General features: G+C 53.4%; 17 protein-coding genes and 1 pseudogene. 5 read left to right on the top strand and 13 right to left on the bottom strand.

The genetic code is table 11. The annotated features are described in order from the left end of the window. Positions 1 to 31 precede the first annotated feature (31 nt). The 4 genes from lysS (at position 32) to NE623_RS09820 (ending at position 5280) form a co-directional block, all read left to right on the top strand. Positions 32 to 1540 (top strand): lysine--tRNA ligase, encoded by a 1509-nt coding sequence (gene lysS / locus NE623_RS09810; RefSeq protein WP_256272995.1) that lies wholly within the window; start codon positions 32 to 34, stop codon positions 1538 to 1540. Positions 1541 to 1710: 170 nt separating this feature from the next. After that, the gene (locus NE623_RS15005; protein WP_442490236.1) at positions 1711 to 1971 is read left to right on the top strand and encodes a DUF3846 domain-containing protein; all 261 of its coding nucleotides are present in this window, start codon (positions 1711 to 1713) and stop codon (positions 1969 to 1971) included. Between the two features lie 95 nt (positions 1972 to 2066). Continuing rightward, on the top strand, positions 2067 to 3086 hold the full coding sequence (locus NE623_RS09815) for a virulence RhuM family protein (RefSeq protein ID WP_256272996.1): 1020 nt from the start codon (positions 2067 to 2069) through the stop codon (positions 3084 to 3086). A 64-nt stretch (positions 3087 to 3150) separates the two neighbouring features. Next, a complete protein-coding gene (locus tag NE623_RS09820) occupies positions 3151 to 5280 on the top strand; it encodes a relaxase/mobilization nuclease domain-containing protein (protein ID WP_256272997.1) in 2130 nt (709 codons plus the stop codon). Positions 5281 to 5579: 299 nt separating this feature from the next. Here NE623_RS09820 and NE623_RS09825 read toward each other — a convergent pair whose 3' ends face one another. Both NE623_RS09825 and NE623_RS09830 read right to left on the bottom strand, forming a co-directional pair. Further along, a complete protein-coding gene (locus NE623_RS09825; RefSeq protein ID WP_256272999.1) occupies positions 5580 to 6761 on the bottom strand; it encodes an FprA family A-type flavoprotein in 1182 nt (393 codons plus the stop codon). 211 nt (positions 6762 to 6972) lie between these two features. Then, positions 6973 to 7116: pseudogene (locus NE623_RS09830) on the bottom strand (ATP-binding protein); the annotation flags it as partial. An 87-nt stretch (positions 7117 to 7203) separates the two neighbouring features. Between NE623_RS09830 and NE623_RS09835 the strand changes: the two are divergent. Continuing rightward, positions 7204 to 7899, top strand: a complete 696-nt coding sequence (locus NE623_RS09835; RefSeq protein WP_256273000.1) for a Crp/Fnr family transcriptional regulator — start codon at positions 7204 to 7206, stop codon at positions 7897 to 7899. 514 nt (positions 7900 to 8413) lie between these two features. Here NE623_RS09835 and trxB read toward each other — a convergent pair. From trxB to NE623_RS09890, 11 genes are all read right to left on the bottom strand, one after another. Further along, positions 8414 to 9343 (bottom strand): thioredoxin-disulfide reductase, encoded by a 930-nt coding sequence (gene trxB / locus NE623_RS09840; protein WP_256273001.1) that lies wholly within the window; start codon positions 9341 to 9343, stop codon positions 8414 to 8416. Positions 9344 to 9357: 14 nt separating this feature from the next. Beyond that, a complete protein-coding gene (trxA, locus tag NE623_RS09845; RefSeq protein ID WP_147609328.1) occupies positions 9358 to 9681 on the bottom strand; it encodes a thioredoxin in 324 nt (107 codons plus the stop codon). A gap of 27 nt (positions 9682 to 9708) precedes the next feature. Then, on the bottom strand, positions 9709 to 10752 hold the full coding sequence (locus tag NE623_RS09850) for a ribonucleotide-diphosphate reductase subunit beta (protein ID WP_098924544.1): 1044 nt from the start codon (positions 10750 to 10752) through the stop codon (positions 9709 to 9711). Between the two features lie 10 nt (positions 10753 to 10762). Then, positions 10763 to 13279 carry a ribonucleoside-diphosphate reductase subunit alpha gene (locus NE623_RS09855; RefSeq protein WP_256273002.1) on the bottom strand — a complete coding sequence of 839 codons (2517 nt, stop codon included), beginning with the start codon at positions 13277 to 13279 and terminating at the stop codon, positions 10763 to 10765. A gap of 35 nt (positions 13280 to 13314) precedes the next feature. Then, on the bottom strand, positions 13315 to 13518 hold the full coding sequence (locus NE623_RS09860; protein ID WP_256273003.1) for a ferredoxin thioredoxin reductase catalytic beta chain: 204 nt from the start codon (positions 13516 to 13518) through the stop codon (positions 13315 to 13317). A gap of 123 nt (positions 13519 to 13641) precedes the next feature. Continuing rightward, a complete protein-coding gene (locus NE623_RS09865) occupies positions 13642 to 14016 on the bottom strand; it encodes a desulfoferrodoxin family protein (RefSeq protein ID WP_256273004.1) in 375 nt (124 codons plus the stop codon). 22 nt (positions 14017 to 14038) lie between these two features. Further along, positions 14039 to 14581, bottom strand: a complete 543-nt coding sequence (rbr, locus tag NE623_RS09870) for a rubrerythrin (protein ID WP_147609331.1) — start codon at positions 14579 to 14581, stop codon at positions 14039 to 14041. Positions 14582 to 14660: 79 nt separating this feature from the next. Beyond that, on the bottom strand, positions 14661 to 15407 hold the full coding sequence (locus tag NE623_RS09875; protein WP_370866730.1) for a Crp/Fnr family transcriptional regulator: 747 nt from the start codon (positions 15405 to 15407) through the stop codon (positions 14661 to 14663). Beyond that, a complete protein-coding gene (locus NE623_RS09880; RefSeq protein ID WP_256273005.1) occupies positions 15319 to 16098 on the bottom strand; it encodes a DUF134 domain-containing protein in 780 nt (259 codons plus the stop codon). Before NE623_RS09880 ends, NE623_RS09875 begins: the two co-directional genes overlap by 89 nt. A gap of 330 nt (positions 16099 to 16428) precedes the next feature. Next, on the bottom strand, positions 16429 to 16614 hold the full coding sequence (locus NE623_RS09885; RefSeq protein ID WP_256273006.1) for a helix-turn-helix domain-containing protein: 186 nt from the start codon (positions 16612 to 16614) through the stop codon (positions 16429 to 16431). Next, the coding region (locus NE623_RS09890; RefSeq protein WP_256273007.1) for a helix-turn-helix transcriptional regulator at positions 16601 to 17042 on the bottom strand (442 nt) is incomplete at its 5' end. The genes NE623_RS09890 and NE623_RS09885, both read right to left, overlap by 14 nt.

A 17042-nucleotide genomic window follows, 5' to 3' on the forward strand; every position in this document is an offset into this window, starting at 1 on the left:
AGAATCAAAAACCACGAAAGGACGATCTCACATGGAGCAGAATAAGCCCCAGACCGAGCAGGAGCTGACCCAGCAGGCCGCTGTGCGCCGCCAGAAGCTGGCAGACCTGTGCGAAGCCGGTCATAACCCCTTTGTCATCACCAAATATGCGCAGGACGCGTACTCGGCCGACCTCAAACAGGAATTTGCCGAGCTGCCTGCCGAAGCCGAGACCGGCAAGATCGTCTCTCTGGCCGGCCGTATGATGTCCAAGCGCGTCATGGGCAAGGCCAGCTTTGCCCATCTGCGCGACCAGAAGGGTGACATCCAGATTTTCGTCAAGCGCGATTTGCTGGGCGATGAGGCCTATGCCGCCTTCAAGAAGCTGGACATCGGCGACATTATCGGCGTCAAGGGCGAGGTTTTCCGCACCAAGATGGGCGAGATTTCCGTTCGCGTGTCCGAGTTGACGCTGCTCTCCAAGAGCCTGCTGCCCCTGCCGGAGAAGTTCCACGGCCTGACCGACCGCGAGGCCCGCTACCGTCAGCGCTATGTTGACTTGATTATGAACCCCGGCGTCCGCCGCGCCTTTGAGGTGCGCAGCCAGTTCATCAAGCACCTGCGCAACTACCTCGACAGCATGGGCTACATGGAGGTCGAGACCCCCGTGCTGAACACGATTGCCGGCGGCGCCGCAGCCCGCCCGTTCATCACCCACCACAACACGCTGGACATTGATATGTACCTGCGCATTGCCACCGAGCTGCCCTTGAAGCGACTGATTATCGGCGGCATTGACCGCGTGTACGAGGTGGGCCGTATCTTCCGCAACGAGGGCATGGATCCCAAGCACAACCCCGAGTTCACCACCGTTGAGCTGTACCAAGCCTACACCGATTTCCACGGCATGATGGACATTGCCGAGGGTCTGCTTTCCAGCGCCGCCAAGGAGATTCTGGGCACCTACGAGATTGAGTGGCTGGGCAACAAGATTGACCTGACCCCCGGCTGGAAGCGCATGACGATGATTGAGGCTGTGCGTGAGTACGTGGGCATTGACTTTGACGCCATCAGCGATGACGCCGAGGCTGTTGCCGCCGCCAAGGCGAAGGGCGTGGAGTTGAACCCCGCCGCCGAGCCGACCTGGGGCAACGCGCTGTACGCCTGTTTTGACCAGAAGGTGGAAGAGCACCTGATTCAGCCCACCTTCATCACGATGTATCCGGTCGAGGTCAGCCCGCTGACCAAGCGCAGCCCCGAGGACCCGCGCCTGACCGAGCGCTTTGAGTTCTTCATCAACCACGCCGAGATGGGCAACGCCTACAGCGAACTGAATGACCCTCTGGACCAGCGCGAGCGCTTTGTGAAGCAGGCCGAGCAGCGCGACCGCGGCGATGACGAGGCCGAGATGATTGATGAGGATTTCCTGACCGCTATGGAGTATGGCATGCCTCCCACAGGCGGCATGGGCATCGGCATCGACCGCTGTGTCATGATGCTGACCAACTCCGACTCCATCCGCGATGTGATTTTGTTCCCCACGATGAAGCCCATCGACTAAAAAGCATTGATTCCACGCCTTTTATCAACCGCGTTTGGATGATTTGACACCACATTGACACCAAACTTGTGCAGAAAAGGCTTTACAAGAAAGCAGAGAGTTATCCTCTTACGGATGACTCTCTGCTTTTTTGTTTATGTAGTTGTGCATTTCTGCGCGGAAGCAATGAGGTGATACCACCGAACCGCTTATATGGTCCAACGGATTTCTTCGCAGGTCCGTTTCTGATATGCGGAGACGGTGGTGAAGATCTGATAAGTTTGACGGATAATCAAATTACAAAATATGAGAAAAAATATCACTCACCCCTGATTTTCCTTGAGCTATATCCGAAGCCGATTACTCTCAAATGCACGCCAGAATTGTATGCTAAATGCATGGGAGAGGAACATCAGCATGATACACAAGAAAATGAACATGATGAGAGATAAGTCCATTTGTATGGAAAATCGTGAAAATGGGCTTTGCTCTTATTGAAAAGCATGATATACTATTCTTACATTGTACTGATGTAAGGAGAGCAGCGATGGCAGGCACAGAACGGTATGTTCGTAACAGCACAGCAGATTTTCTTGTGTTCACGAAAGATTCAGAGACAGATGGCATAGAAGTTCGCGTTCAGGATCACGAGGTCTGGCTGACGCAAAAAGGCATTGGACAACTGTTTGATGTTGACCGCAGTGTTGTTGCCAAACATCTGCGGAATATTTTTGCGGAAAATGAATTATCCGAAAGTACAACTTGTGCAAAATTTGCACAAGTTGCAGATAATGGCAAGACCTATCACTACAAATTCTACTCCCTGCCCGCCATTATTGCTGTTGGCTACCGCACCAATTCCACCCGTGCCACACAATTCCGTCAATGGGCAACCAAAGTGCTGGATACATTTACCCGGCAGGGATATGTTCTGGATAAGGATCGGCTTATTAATGGGCAAATCTTTGATGAAGATTACTTCGACCATTTGGTTTCCGAAATACAGGAAATCCGCGCCAGCGAGCGTCGCTTTTACCAGAAAATTACGGATATTTATGCTACTGCCGTAGATTACTCGGTAGACAGCAAAACGACCAAAGACTTCTTTGCAACCGTTCAGAATAAAATGCACTACGCTGTTCACGGCAGTACTGCCGCAGAGGTCATTGTGCAACGGGCAGACCACACAAAAGACCACATGGGGTTGACCTCATGGAAGAATGCCCCAAACGGGAAGATAGTCAAAGCCGATGTTTCTGTTGCAAAGAACTATTTGCAGCAAGATGAGTTACAAGAACTGAATGAGATTGTAACAATGTACCTTGATTATGCAACGCGCCAAGCACGGCGGCATATTCCTATGACGATGCAGGACTGGGCAGAGAAACTGGACGCTTTCCTGCAATTCAACGATGCCGAAATTCTAAAAGATAAAGGAAAGGTTACAGCAGCAATCGCAAAGGCTTTCGCAGAAAGTGAATTTGAAAAGTACCGCGTTATACAGGACAGGCAGTACCAAAGCGATTTTGACCGCCTTATGATGGAGGCGGAATCAACAAAACAATAATTACAGGCAGATGCCCTATGTGAGATTCATTTCACATAGGGCATTTTTCTTTTAGGGAGCTTCTATGGCTATAACAAAAATCCACGCGATAAAATCTACTCTCGGCAAGGCACTGGCTTATATTGAAAACCCGGACAAGACCGATGGACAGATGCTGGTATCGGGTTACAACTGTGAACCGCAGACGGCTTCAATCGACTTTGAAATGACTGCGGTACTTGCACACAAGGCACGAAATCTGAAAAGAAAGCGTTCCACAAATCTTGCCTATCACCTGATACAGTCTTTTTCTCCAGAAGATGCTGTCACGCCTGAGCAGGCACATGAGCTGGGGAAGAAACTGGCATTTGAATACACAGGCGGCAAGTACGAGTATGTGGTGGCAACCCACATTGATAAAGGTCATATCCATAACCACATCATGCTCAATGCAGTTTCCTTTTACGACTATAAGAAACTGAGGACGGTGCCTTACCGCACGGCACGTCAGATACGGGATATTTCCGATCGCTTGTGCATGGAAGCGCATTTATCCGTAATTGATGATCCACAAAAGATTGGGCAACTGTACCCTGAAAACGCAGGGAAAAAGAAATCTGTATCCAACCGGACGGAAATCCGAAAGAGGCTGGATTTTTGCTTGGAGCGAGCAACAGATTATAGTCAGTTTCTTTCTATGGTAGAGGGACTGGAAATCACACCTACAATTTGCGGTAAGCATATGAGCTATTTGCTGGAGGGTGCGGGTCGAGCAGTCCGGGATAATAGCTTATCTGATACTGATACATTTACTTATGCCGGTATCTGCGCCAGACTGTCTGACAATGCACAAGAGCAGAAATACCTGAGAAAGACAATTACAGGTATCCTCCGTTCGGCAACTGGTATGGCGGACTTTGCAGATAAACTGAAAACTGCAGGCATCGAAACCAAAGTGAAAAAATCGACCGGGCAGGTACTGTACCGGTCCACGGCGTTGGATGGTGCATGGATTCCCGAAGATGCCCTCGGTTCCGAATTCACCAGTGCAGGAATTGAGTATGCGCTGAAGAATGGAAAAATGCAGCTTTCTGATGGGGCAGAGAATTCGCTGCTCGACCGCTATCAAAAATTGACGATTCAGTATCCAGAAGTTTGTACGGCAGCGGTGAAGTTAAGCAGCCGCCAAATTCTGTCTGCGGGAAAAAATGGTTTGGTTCTTCAGGCTCACGATGACAATGGAAACCCCGCCAAACTAATGGTCAACAAAAGCGAAGTGACGACTTCGCCGGATGGCAAAATCACTTTCAACGTCGGAAACGACTTCTCTTATGACTTGGTTTATGAGGACGGAACCCACGGCACGATCCGAGGCGCGAAGCTGATCCAGCAGATTGACGAGGAAAACCATGTAGAGCCTGTGCAAGTCATCCTTTCGGAAAATCAGATAAAAGCTATGTCTATTCGAGGCGTGACGCTCCATCTACCGCAGAATGGCATTGAACGACTATTCATACCTGAAAAATATGTGCTTCGTGATTTGGATGCCGGGCAGTGTACAGTGCTTTTATATCCCAACCAGCAATATAGTTATGTCCCCATCGGAGATTCAAAGAAAAGGCTGAACATACAAGGCGACCGTCTCTCTGAATTTCTGGGAAGTTCAATTAATCCTATAACGGAAAGCACTGGACTAAAGCGTAAAATTGCTGCGGTAGAACGGCGCGCAGGAATTGAAAATGCGAAGTTCCTCGGCAAAATGCTGCAAGGCATGACCGATAGTCGAATCCATACCACCGGCGATTACGATAAAGTTATACATAATCTTGGAAAAACGCAGATTGGACTTACAAATGAACTGGCAGAGGTGAAGCAGAAGCGAACTACCTACGCAGCTGCTGCAAAACATTTGCAGATATGCAAGACTTATAAGCCTGTATGGATGGAGTATGCAGCAAAACCCTTAAATCAAAAGATGGAATATTTCAATCAACATAGTACGGAACTTCAAGCATACCGCAATGTAGCAGCATACCTCGAAAAAGAGGGCATCGACCAATCGGTAGAGATTGATAAGGTAAATGTCCTCGCACAAGAAATGGGGCATCGGATGGATGAATTAGTGGAACAATTAAGAGACGTAAATTTGCAGGAACAGAAAGTCCGTCAGGAACGGCAAACTCTTGCTGAAATCCGATCGGATTTGGTTGAATGAATACCTGACTTGTACAAATTCTTATAGAAAGTTCAAAGTACAAATTATCGGACAAGCGAGGATTTATAATAGAGTTGGCGATACTATGCGCTTGTAGAAACCGAGGGCAACGGTCAAAGCCATCCGTTTACACCGTGGTCAAAATGCAAAAAGCGCAGCCGCAGAGAACATCTGCGGCTGCGCTTCGATCCATTTTCAAAGCTTCGGCATCACTCAACGCCATATTGTTGTCTAAATAAATCAGCGACGATGTTTTGCTTTTGAGGCATCGGGCGGACAGACGAAGCCAGACTCGCCGCCTACTCCGCGCAGAGCTCCGCCACCAGAGCGTCCATCTGCGCTTCGCTGGTTTGGTTCAGTGCGCCGCGCAGCGATACATCTGTTTCACACAGTCGGAGTTCCTTCATCTTTTCCAACTCGGCGCGCATCAGCCGCGCGGCAGCAGGGGCCCATGAGCCGTTTTCCATGAGGCCGATTCGGCGGTTTCGGAATCCCTTTGTCTGTAAATGATCCAAAAAGGCCTTCATGGGCGGGAACAGTCCTCCGTCATAAGTGGAGCAGGCCAACACCAGTTTCCCACAGTAGAATGCGCTGGTCACGGCATAGGAAAGGTCTGTTGCCGTCAGATCGCACATGGTGACTTGCGCACCTTTTCCCTTCAGCTTGCTCTTGAGGGCCTCCGATGCATATGCGGTATTTCCATGGATGGATGCGTGAGCGATCAGGATGCCCTCCGGTTTTTCTGGTTTCCATTGTGACCAGAGATCATAGAGCCGCAGATACTCCCCCAAGTCTTCTGTGAGCATGGGGCCATGGAGCGGGCAGATCGTTTTGATCTCCAGCGCGGAGATTTTTTTCAGCAGCGCCTGCACCTGTGCGCCATACTTTCCGACGATGTTGTAATAATACCGCCGGGCCTGCGGCGCCCAGGGGGCACGGGCAGTCCGTTCCAGTGAGCCGAAGCGGCCGAAGGCATCCGCCGAGAACAGGATCTTTTCCTCCTCTTCATACGCTGCCATCACCTCCGGCCAGTGTACCATCGGCGCCAGCAGAAAGCGCAGCCGGTGCAAACCCAAGGAAAGCGTATCTCTTTCGCCAACCTCCAGCATACGGTCTTCCGACAATGCACCTGTGCCGAAGAACTGCTGGATCATGGTAAATGTTTTCGCGTTTCCCACGATCTTCATCTCCGGGTACTTTTGTGCCAGCCGCATGAGGCTGCCGGAATGATCCGGCTCCATGTGTGTGACCACAAGATAGTGGGGGCTGCGCCCCTCCAACACCCGCGCCACATTGGAAAGCCATTCTTCCGCCGCCCGTGCGTCCACGCTGTCCATCACGGCGATCTTCTCATCCAGAATAACATAGGAGTTGTAGCTCACTCCCATAGGCTGGACGGGGTACTGGTTTTCAAAGAGTGCCAATGTGTTATCATCCACCCCTACATAGCGGATGGCATCTGTTACCGTTTGAATGGTCATAATACAAAACAACTCCTTATCATTTGTTCAGGACCTGCATCTCCGGGTTCTTCTCCCCAAATTTCTCGCGCAGCGCACTGCAGATATCCTCCCGGGACTTGCCCTGCTTCTCACCGTTTTTAATGAGCTTGTACGCCTGAAACAGCGCCGAGGGGCCGATCTCGCTGCTGAAAAAACCGATGTCCTGATTCCATGCCAGCAGCTCGAACACGTCGCCCAAACCGTCGCAGTAATCGTCCCGCATGAGCTGCGCCTTGCCGTCCACCATGGCGATGGCATCCTCATGACACGCCTCGGCGCAGGCGCCGCAGCCGTTGCATTTATCCTGATTGATTTCAATGATCCGTCGTTTCATGTTCGATTCTCTTGTTGCTTTTGTGCGTTCATTGTACTATACTAAAAGCAACAAGTCGGTTGAATTTTCAACGAAAGAGAACTTTTTATGAAAGAATTTTTCCCAGTGCTCCACGCCGCGGCGCTTTTCTCCGGTATTTCCGACGACGAGCTTGCCGTCATGCTCTCCTGCCTTGGGGCGAGGATCGACACCTTCCCCAAAGGCACACGCCTGCTCCGCGCCGGGGAGCAGGTGGAGGAGGTGGGTCTTGTGTTGGCGGGCAGCGCCCTCATTATGCAGGAGGATATCTGGGGAAACCGCAACATCCTCTCCAAGACCGGGCCGGGGCAGACCTTCGCGGATGTGTTTGCCTGCGCGCCGGGAGCGGTGCTGAACGTGAGCGTGGAGGCGGAGAGCACGATGACGGTGATGTTTCTACACATAAGGCGCGTTTTGAGCGTGTGCCCCTCCGCCTGCTCCCACCATAGCCGGTTCATCCGCAATCTGCTGGGCGAGTTAGCGGAGAAGAACCTGCGGCTCAACGAAAAGCTCACCCACATGGGCCAGCGCACGACGCGTGCAAAGCTGATGTCCTATTTTTCCGCTGAGGCACTGCGGCGCGGGGTCTATGAGTTCGACATTCCGTTTTCAAGGCAGCAGCTTGCGGATTACCTCGGTGTGGAGCGCAGCGGGCTGTCCGTGGAGCTTGGAAAAATGCGGGATGAGGGCCTGCTCGACTTTCACAAAAGCCATTTCCTTCTCAAAACGCCGGAGGCTGACCGTCCCTTTCCTTCTGCGCGTTAAGGAGCCCCCTTTGGGCGTATTAGCAAGTGCGGATAACCCCGTCAGCCACGGAGCGTCGGGGTTTTGCAGATGGAAGAAGCAGCTACGGTCTGTAGAGATCGGCAGGACAGCGTCAGCTCGTACAATCTGATTTGATCATACCCACAGCCGCTTTGGCTGTGGGTATTTTCTGTTTGAACTCCAAAAGCTATGCAGAGCTCAAGGAGCCTAATCGTACAACCGGAGCAGCGCCGCGCCGATTTTCTCAAATTATGTGACGCCATCACAGTAAAACCGCTTGTCACGCGGTATACTACGCATAAAAACACAGCCGCAGAGTACATCTGTGGCTGTGTTTTGTGTTCAGTTGCTCACTGTTGCGTGGACTGGATATGGAGAGACAACATATCTCCCGATCTTACATGGGTTATCTTATCTGCCATCACTCTGGCAGTTTGCCTTGCAGATATGTCGGCATCCCCACTGCGGTCGTATCCGGCCTGACCTTAAACATGGCTTTTTCAATCCACCTCCCTTATCGGTTTTCCGCGATATATTTCTCCGCCATGTGGACTGCCACCGCGCCGTCCGCCACGGCGGTGACCACCTGACGGAGGGGCTTCGTCCGCACATCGCCCACGGCGTAAACGCCGGGAATACTGGTTTCCGTGGTCTCTCCGGCCACGATATAGCCGCCGTCGTCCAGCGCCAGTTGACCCACCGCCAGCGCCGTGGCGGGCTGTCGGCCCACGCTGACAAATACGCCGTCGCAGTCCACCACGCTTTCCTCACCGGTGACGGTGTCCCGCAGGCGGACGCCGGTCAGCCTGTCCCCGGAAAGCAGTGCGGAAACGACGCTGTTCCAACGGAATTCCACGTTTTCGGCCTGTGCCAGCGGCTCGTGATAGATCTTGGTGGCCCGCAGGGTGTCTCTGCGGTGGACGAGGATCACTTTTTTTGCCACGCGGCTGAGAAGGAGGGCATCTGCCGCGGCGGAATTGCCGCCGCCCACCACGACCACCGTTTTGCCCTTGTAAAACATCCCGTCGCAGGCGGCGCAGTAGGCCACGCCCCGGCCCACCAGTTCCGACTCTCCGGCCACGCCCAGCGTTCTGGGTTCCGCACCGGTGGCCAGCACCACGGTTTTCCCCCGGAAGATCCCCTCGCTGGTCTCCACGAGCTTGGGAACCGCCGTCAGATCCATGCGGAGGACTTCTGCGTATTCGCTGCGTGCCCCAAAACGCTCCGCCTGCTTTTGCATCTTCTCCGCCAGAGAGAAGCCGTCGATCCCGTTCTCAAAGCCGGGGTAGTTGTCGATCTGCTCGGTCAGGGCAATCTGCCCACCAGCGGACAGTTTTTCCAGCACGATGGTGTCCAGCCCCGCCCGTGCGGCGTACAGGGCGGCGGTGTAGCCGCCCGGTCCGCCGCCCACCACAATCATAGCATAAACATGATTGTTGTTCATATCTGAACCCTCCGTTATTTCGCCAAGGTTTCCTGAATGAAACGGTCGATCTCTGCCTTTGAGCCGGGCGCGGTGATGGAACCCACGGCCTTTCCGTTCCGGAACAGCACCAGAGTTGGGATGACCTTGATCCCCTCGGCCCCCGCCAACTGCGGCTCCTCGTCAATATTGATCTTGCCGACGGCAAGGCTGTCCGCGTATTCCTCTCCAATCTTCTCATACGCAGGGCCGATCCTCCGGCAATAGCTGCACCAGGGCGCCCAGAAATCCACCAAAACAGGCTTTTCCTCCCGGATCAACTGCTTAAACTGCTCCTGATTCATGTTCATAGCTGCCATATCTGCCAGCTCCTTTCCTTTGTTTTCTTATAAATCGTCTATTAGTGCGGTACTCTTGGCGTAGGCGGTACTGCGTGCCTCAAAGAAATCGGTCTTGACCATGTTGGCGTCGGCATACTGGCTGACCCATTCCATGCTCTCCGGTTCGCTCTCAAAGCCCGGATACAATGCCGGATAGCCAAGGCTCGTCCAGCGAAGATTGCCGAGATAGCGGATGTAATCGCTGATCATCTGCCGGTTCAGTCCCGGGATGTCGTCGCCGATCACATAATGCCCCCATGCGATCTCCTGCTCCACGCCCTCACGCATCATCTCGCGCAGCGCTTGTACGCTCTCGGCGGTGAACAACTCCGGCTGCTCCTTTTGCAGCTCCGTGATTATATTGCGGAACAGCCACAAGTGCGTGTTCTCGTCGCGGTTGATATAGCGGATCTCCTGCGCCGAGCCGGGCATCTTCCCGTTTCGGGAGAGATTGTAGAAGAACATAAAGCCGCTGTAAAAATAGATGCCCTCCAAAATATAGTTCGCCATCATCACGCGCAGCAGCGTGGGAGCATCCTTCCGCTCCTGAAACTCGTTGTAGCAGTCCCCAATGAAGGTGTTGCGGCGCAGCAGATGCTCGTCCGTTTTCCATTGGTAGAGGATGTCATTGCGCTCCACGGGGGAACAGATGGTGTCGAGCATATAGCTGTAGCTCTGTGAGTGGACACACTCCTGAAACGCCTGAATGGACAGGCAGAGATTGACCTCGTTGGCGGTAATGTAGGCGCCGATATTAGGCAGGTTCGCTGTCTGAATGGAATCCAAAAAGACAAGGAAACTCAAAATTTTATCGTAGGCGCTGCGCTCGGCTGACAGCAGGCGGGGATAGTCCTTCACATCCTGCGAGAGATTGATCTCCTCAGGAATCCAAAAGTTGTTCATGGCCTGCCGGTACCAGTCGCTGACCCAAGCGTACTTCATATTGTTGAAGTCGTTGAGGTTGGTGGTATTGCCGCCGATCATGCGCCGCAGGCGCACATCAGGGTCGCCCTCCGGGTTAAAGAGGGGCTTTTTCTTGAGTTCCATCATGCTATCCTCCTTATGACGAGCAGCTTTCGCAGTCCTCGACCTCAAGGGCCTTGCTGCGGACATAGTAAATTGTCTTGACGCCGGCCCTCCACGCCTCTAAATACAGTCTGAGCACCTGACGCATGGAATAGTCATTGGTGATATAGAGATTCATGCTCTGCGCCTGGTCAATATGTCTCTGGCGAAGGCCCGCGGCGCGCACCGACCAGGTTTGGTCGATCAGATGCGCCGCCTTATAGTACCACCATGTATCCATAGAAAGCTCCGGGGCAACGCGGGGCAGCATGCTGCCTTTTTTCTCCTCTAAGAAGAATTTCTTCATAATTGGATCGATGCCCGCCGACGTGCCGGAGAGGATAGATGTGCTGGAGGTCGGTGCGACCGCCAGCAGATAGGCGTTGCGCATTCCCTGCACGGCCACCGTTTCCGCAAGCGCCCGCCACTTTTCTGAGGTATAACCTCGCTTTTCAAAATACGCGCCTGTCTGCCAGTCGCTGCCCTCAAAGAGCGCGTAGCGGCCCTTTTCCTGTGCCAGTGCTGTGTCCGCCTTGACGGCGGCGTAGTTGATATGCTCGAATACCGCATCGGTGAAGGCAAGGTGCTCATCGCTCTCCCATCGGATGCCGCGCTTTGCCAGCAGGTGGTGGTAGCCGCTGACGCCCAGACCGATGCTGCGGTACTTCTGATTGGTAAGCCGCGCGCATTCCAACGGGTAGAAGTTGAGGTCGATCACATTATCCAGTGCGCGGATGGCCGTTTCCACCGTGCGTTCCATATAGGCCTCGTCCTCCACCGGCAGATTACCGAGAGACAGACTCGCCAGATTGCAGACCACAAACTCACCGGGGCGTGTGGCCGTCACCACCACTGTGTCGCCGTTCTCCGTGTGCACCTCAGTGCTGATATGCTCGATGGGCGCCATGTTCTGTGCGATCTCCGTGCAGAGATTGGAGCAATAGATCATTCCCGTGTGGCCGTTTGGGTTCATACGATTTACGCTGTCACGGTTGAAGGCGAAGGGTGTGCCGGTCTCCACTGCCGAGCGAAGCACCAGCCGCACGATGTCCTTGACGGTGACGCTGCGCTTTTCGATGCGCGGGTCATTGACGCAGTCCAGATACCGCTTCTCCCATTCCGTACCCCAGTAATCCTCCAGAGCGTAGCCCTTGACCGTGAGGATCTCATACGGACACATGAGATGCCACGGCGCGTCTATGTTCTCCTCCGCCAGTCGCCAGAAGAGATCCGGATAGCACACGGCGGGAAACACATCATGCGCCTTCATGCGGTCGTCGCCGTTGTTGGTGCGCAGTTGAAGGAATTCCGGTAGATCCCGGTGCCATGCGTCTAAGTAAACCGCCACAGCGCCCTGCCGCATCCCCAACTGATCCACCGCCACGGCGGTGTCGTTGACCAGCCGAATCCAGCGGATAACACCACCCGCCGCCCCTTGAAAGCCGCGGATGGTGCTGCCTGCAGCGCGCACCTTGCCGAAGTACATCCCCATTCCACCGCCGAATTTAGAGACCTTTGCGAAGTTGTCCAGCGAGCGGTAGATGCCGTCCAGACTGTCCGGCACAGTGTCCACAAAGCAGCTTGAAAGCTGATGGTAGGGCTTTCGTGCGTTGGACATGGTAGGTGTCGCCATCGTGACCTCCATACGGCTGAGCATATCGTAAAAGCGTTTTACCCACCCCATGCGGTCAGAGCCTTCGTTCATAGCAAGATGCAGCGCGATGCCCAAAAACATCTCCTGCGGTGTTTCCAGCGGCACGCGGCTGCGTGACTGGATCACATAGCGTTTGAGCAGCAGGTCAAGGCCGGAGTAGGTGAACAGCTCGTCCCGTTCCGGGCAGAGAAAGTCCTCCGCCATGGCAATCTCCTCGTGGGTATAGTGGGCAAGGATATAGTCACCGTAGAGTCCCTTATCCGTCAGATAGCGAAGCCTGCCATAGAGGTCGCCGACGCCGCGCCCCTCCCATTCCTGTGCGTTGCGACAGCGAAAGGAGTGGTTCAGAAGCCGCGCCGCGATGAACTCCCACTTGGGTGCCTCTGCCGTAGTCAGCTCTACCGCCGCCTTGGTCAGTGCCTCAGCCCGCTCATCCTCCGTCATGCCCGGGCGACAGAAACTCTCAAACTTCATTTGAAGCGCCGCGAGGGAGTAGACTTCCTCGGTAAAATCCATCTGGATGCGGCGCAGCACCTCGTCAAGCGAGTCATCCCCCACCGTCCGAGCGATGGTATGCCGGACACGGCGCAGCGCAGACCGCTTTTCGCGGTAGAGGATGTACGCCTTGGCCACCTCATAGTGTCCGCGCTCCATGAGCGTTCGCTCCACCTCGTCCTGCACACGTTCCACGGTGAGCGGCACTGTGACGGAGAGATTGTCGAGAACGGTGGCGAGGATCTCATCCAGCTCTCTGCTCCCGATCTCCTTGCCCTGTCCGTCAAACGCTTTTTTCATGGCGTTGAAAATTTTCTCCTGTTGAAAGGGAACAGACTCCCCGTTTCGTTTTCTGATCTCCATTTCGATTCTCTCCTCTTCTCCGGTCACTTCCTCTCTTAATCCTGTAAGGATTTGTAATAGAGCATACAGTGGCAGAATCCCTCGAAGCCCGGATCTGCAATTTGAACCTTAAACTCCTGGCACATACATTTGGTTGCCTCTGTGCGCTCCCTGCGGCAGGGGCTGTACTCGCCGGTGCGCTTGAGTCCTTCTCTGATGGTGCTGACAAACTCCTGATCGGGATTGAGCTTGATTTTCATGTTCGCCACCCCTTTCTTGATTGTGGCTTTATCATACCGCAGGACAAAGTCTTTTTCTGTGACGAGGTCACATTAATAAAAAAATCCGGTGCTCAAAAAAGCACCGGATTTTTGAAAGATGAATTACGCTTTCCACAGACTGTGGAGGTTGCAGTAGGCGTAGACCGCCTCGACCTCGTCGCCCTCGCAGAGCGCGAAGCAGACCTCCGGCTTTTCGCCGGGATGCAGTTCCTTACGCTGATTGCCCTGCTTGGTCTGGAGAGATACCCATTCGATGTAGTGCTCCGGCAGCATGGGGTGCTCCACGGAGCCGACCTTGACATGGACGATGCCGTTTTCCACCGTCCAGACAGGGACGTGCTTCTCCACGGCGGCGTCGGTGGTGCCGGGAACGATCTCGCTCATCGGCTTGCCGCAGCAGACGACAGGGACGCCTACGTCCTTAACTTTGGCAATGATGTTACCGCAATGCTTGCAAATGTAAAACTTCTGATCCATGATAATTCTCCTTTTCTTTACTTTAATAGTTTTCTGCGTGAATTTCAAAATAGCTCTGGGGATGGTTGCAGGCAGGGCAGACCTCCGGCGCTTTCTCACCGATCACAATGTGACCGCAGTTGCGGCACTCCCACACCTTGACCTCGCTCTTAGCGAAGACCTCCGCCATCTCCACATTGTGCAGCAGGGCACGGTAGCGCTCCTCGTGGTGCTTTTCAATGGCGGCGACCAGGCGGAAACGCTGCGCCAGCTCATGGAAACCTTCCTCATCGGCAGTTTTGGCAAAGCCGTCGTACATATCCGTCCACTCGTAGTTCTCGCCCTCAGCGGCAGAGAGAAGGTTTTCGGCGGTGTCGCCAATGCCGTTCAGCTCTTTGAACCACAGCTTGGCGTGTTCCTTCTCATTATCAGCGGTTTTGAGGAACAGTGCCGCAATCTGCTCGTAGCCTTCCTTCTTGGCCTTGGATGCAAAATAGGTGTACTTGTTGCGCGCCTCGGACTCACCGGCAAAGGCAGCCATCAGGTTTTTTTCGGTTTGAGTTCCTGCGTATTTCGTTTCTTTCATGGTGGATACTCCTTCCTGTTTTTCTGCCTTTATTGTAGCAAATCTATGATTTTCTTCTGTAACGAAGTCACATTTCTTTTTATTTTAGACGATTTAGTCTGTTCTTATCCCGCAGCGTGATTGCACCACGCTTCAGCTCCACCAGCCCGTCCTCCGAGAAGCTTTTGAGCATCCGTGCCACTGCCTCCCGTGCCGAGCTGATGTGCTGGGCGATCTGCTCATGGGTCATGCGTATCGTGTCGGAGCCGGTACGTTCCGCTTCGGCAAGGAGAAATTCTGCCAGCCGCTGATCCAATCCCTTGAACATAATCTGCTGCATCGCCCACATCACATCAGAAAACCGTTTCGTTGCCAGTTCATAGAGAAAACAGCGGACATGGAGATTTTTCTCCTTGAGTGCAGCAATGACAATTGCAGGGATAATCAGAACGTCCGTATCCATTCCGGCAGTCATTTGCGTATCAAAGGTGATCTGACTGATCACGCAGGAGGCGGAAAGCACGCATAGTTCGCCCGGATACAGGCGGAACAGCGTTACCTCCCGCCCCTCATCAGAGAGAAGATAGGTGCGGATCTCGCCGGAAAGAATAAGCAGCATTCCGAGACATTCATTGTCGCTGCTGTGAACGAACGCACCCTTTTTATAATGACGGACAAAGGCACTTCGGCGTAGCGTTTCTTGCTCCTGTTCGGTCAAGGATGACCAGAACGGAAGTTGTGTCAGTGTGCGTTCCATATCAATGGCAACTGTGCTTGCCGCAGCCGTGGTCACCGCAGGAGCGACCAGCCTCGCCGCGCTCATGGTCATGGTGGTCACAGTGAACATGGGGATCGTAGCCCAAACTTCCGTTGAGCAATGCGCTCACCGCCGCATCAGCGTCCCCGCTGACACCGCCATAGAGCTTGATGCCCGCTTCGGCGAGTGCTGCCTGCGCACCGCCGCCGATGCCTCCGCAAACCAAAGTGTCCACACCGTGCTGCATTAGGAAACCTGCCAGTGCGCCGTGACCGCTGCCGTTGGTGTCAACAATTTCCGCATGGACGATTTTGCCGTCCGTAACTTCATAAAGCTTGAACTGCTCGGTGTGACCGAAATGCTGAAAGATTTGACCGTTTTCATAGGTAACTGCAATTTTCATAATGGAATCTCCTTTGCAAGTTTTGCCTGATTTTTCCATGTTGGCTCTCTGCATCCGGCAGCAACGGCCGCAGTGAGCTGCCTCCTGTCCTCCGCAGATGCGGTAGTTTCCCCCGGTGATGTGCAGCGATTTCCCGTGGACAAGACACGCTGCGATCTTGCTCCGTGCGCTTTCGTAAATCTCCTGCACGGTAGAGCGGGAAATGTCCATCTGCGCGGCACACTGCTCGTGGTTTTGCTGCTCCAAGTCAACCAGCCGAATGACCTCGTATTCGTCCAGCGTCAGCAGGATCGGCTCGGTATTCTCGCACTCGTTGGGACAGAATGCATCGACCTGTGGTACGCCACAAATTCGACGGCACCGTGGCGGTCTTGGCATGGGAGCTTTCCTCCCTTTGTATTCGGTATATTCCGATTATAGCACTTTGAGCAGAAAAAAACAATTTTTTCAAAAGCTGCTGCATTTTCCGTCCTCATATGTGTACTGGCTGATATTCGGTGTCAAAGACTACATGTGAGGCATGTTCGTATTGTCAGATTAATATCTGTTGCGGAGACAGTGGTTCATTAACACTCCAAAGATTGTCTCCCTCAATTCATCTTGCCTCCGTCATCTCTGCGTCACTTGCTGGTTAGCAATAACCAAAGCGCAATTCTTTTGGAATGGTGCAAAAAAGCGGTGGAGAACAAGCTCCACCGCCCAAAATGCTTAGACCTTGAATTCTGAAATTGCTCTCCAGAACTCAATCAGCAAGACCTGATAGAGATCTTCATCCACGCGACCGTTCACGCGGCTGCATTTGTTCAGGAGCGATTCATACCGAACAAACAACTTTTCCACAGCGTCCTCATCACCGCGCTTTGCGCGCAGAAGCAAATCCTTAAAACTCTCCATAGTATTGTTCCTCCATTGCATTGCGGATCTTGTCGCAAGCATTCTTGCGATGCGTGCTTACGGTACTATCTTCTACTTTCAGCTTGACTGCGGTTTCTCGCACAGAAAGATGCTCTACATATAAAGAGATCATAACCTCGCACTCTTTCGGCGTCAGCTTGTGCAGATACTTTTTGATTCCTTCCCACATCAGCTTGGACTCGACGCTTTCCTCAATCGGGTTCATCAGCCGCCTGTACACTGTGTCCACCTCGTCGCGGCATTCCTCAATGGAAATCTCATCACCTCCCGGATAGGATAATAAAACCCGCAAAAATGGTACAGACGCCAACGGCGGGTGTACTGTTTTTGTGGGTGTGCAGGGATAGCCGCAAAGCGGCGCAAGGGGTGCAGCCCCTTGTTGCGGCAAAGCCGCCATATCGGAGCGC

Origin of the sequence: Gemmiger formicilis, from assembly GCF_024462815.1 — a bacterium.
Taxonomy (GTDB): Bacteria; Bacillota; Clostridia; order Oscillospirales; family Ruminococcaceae; genus Gemmiger.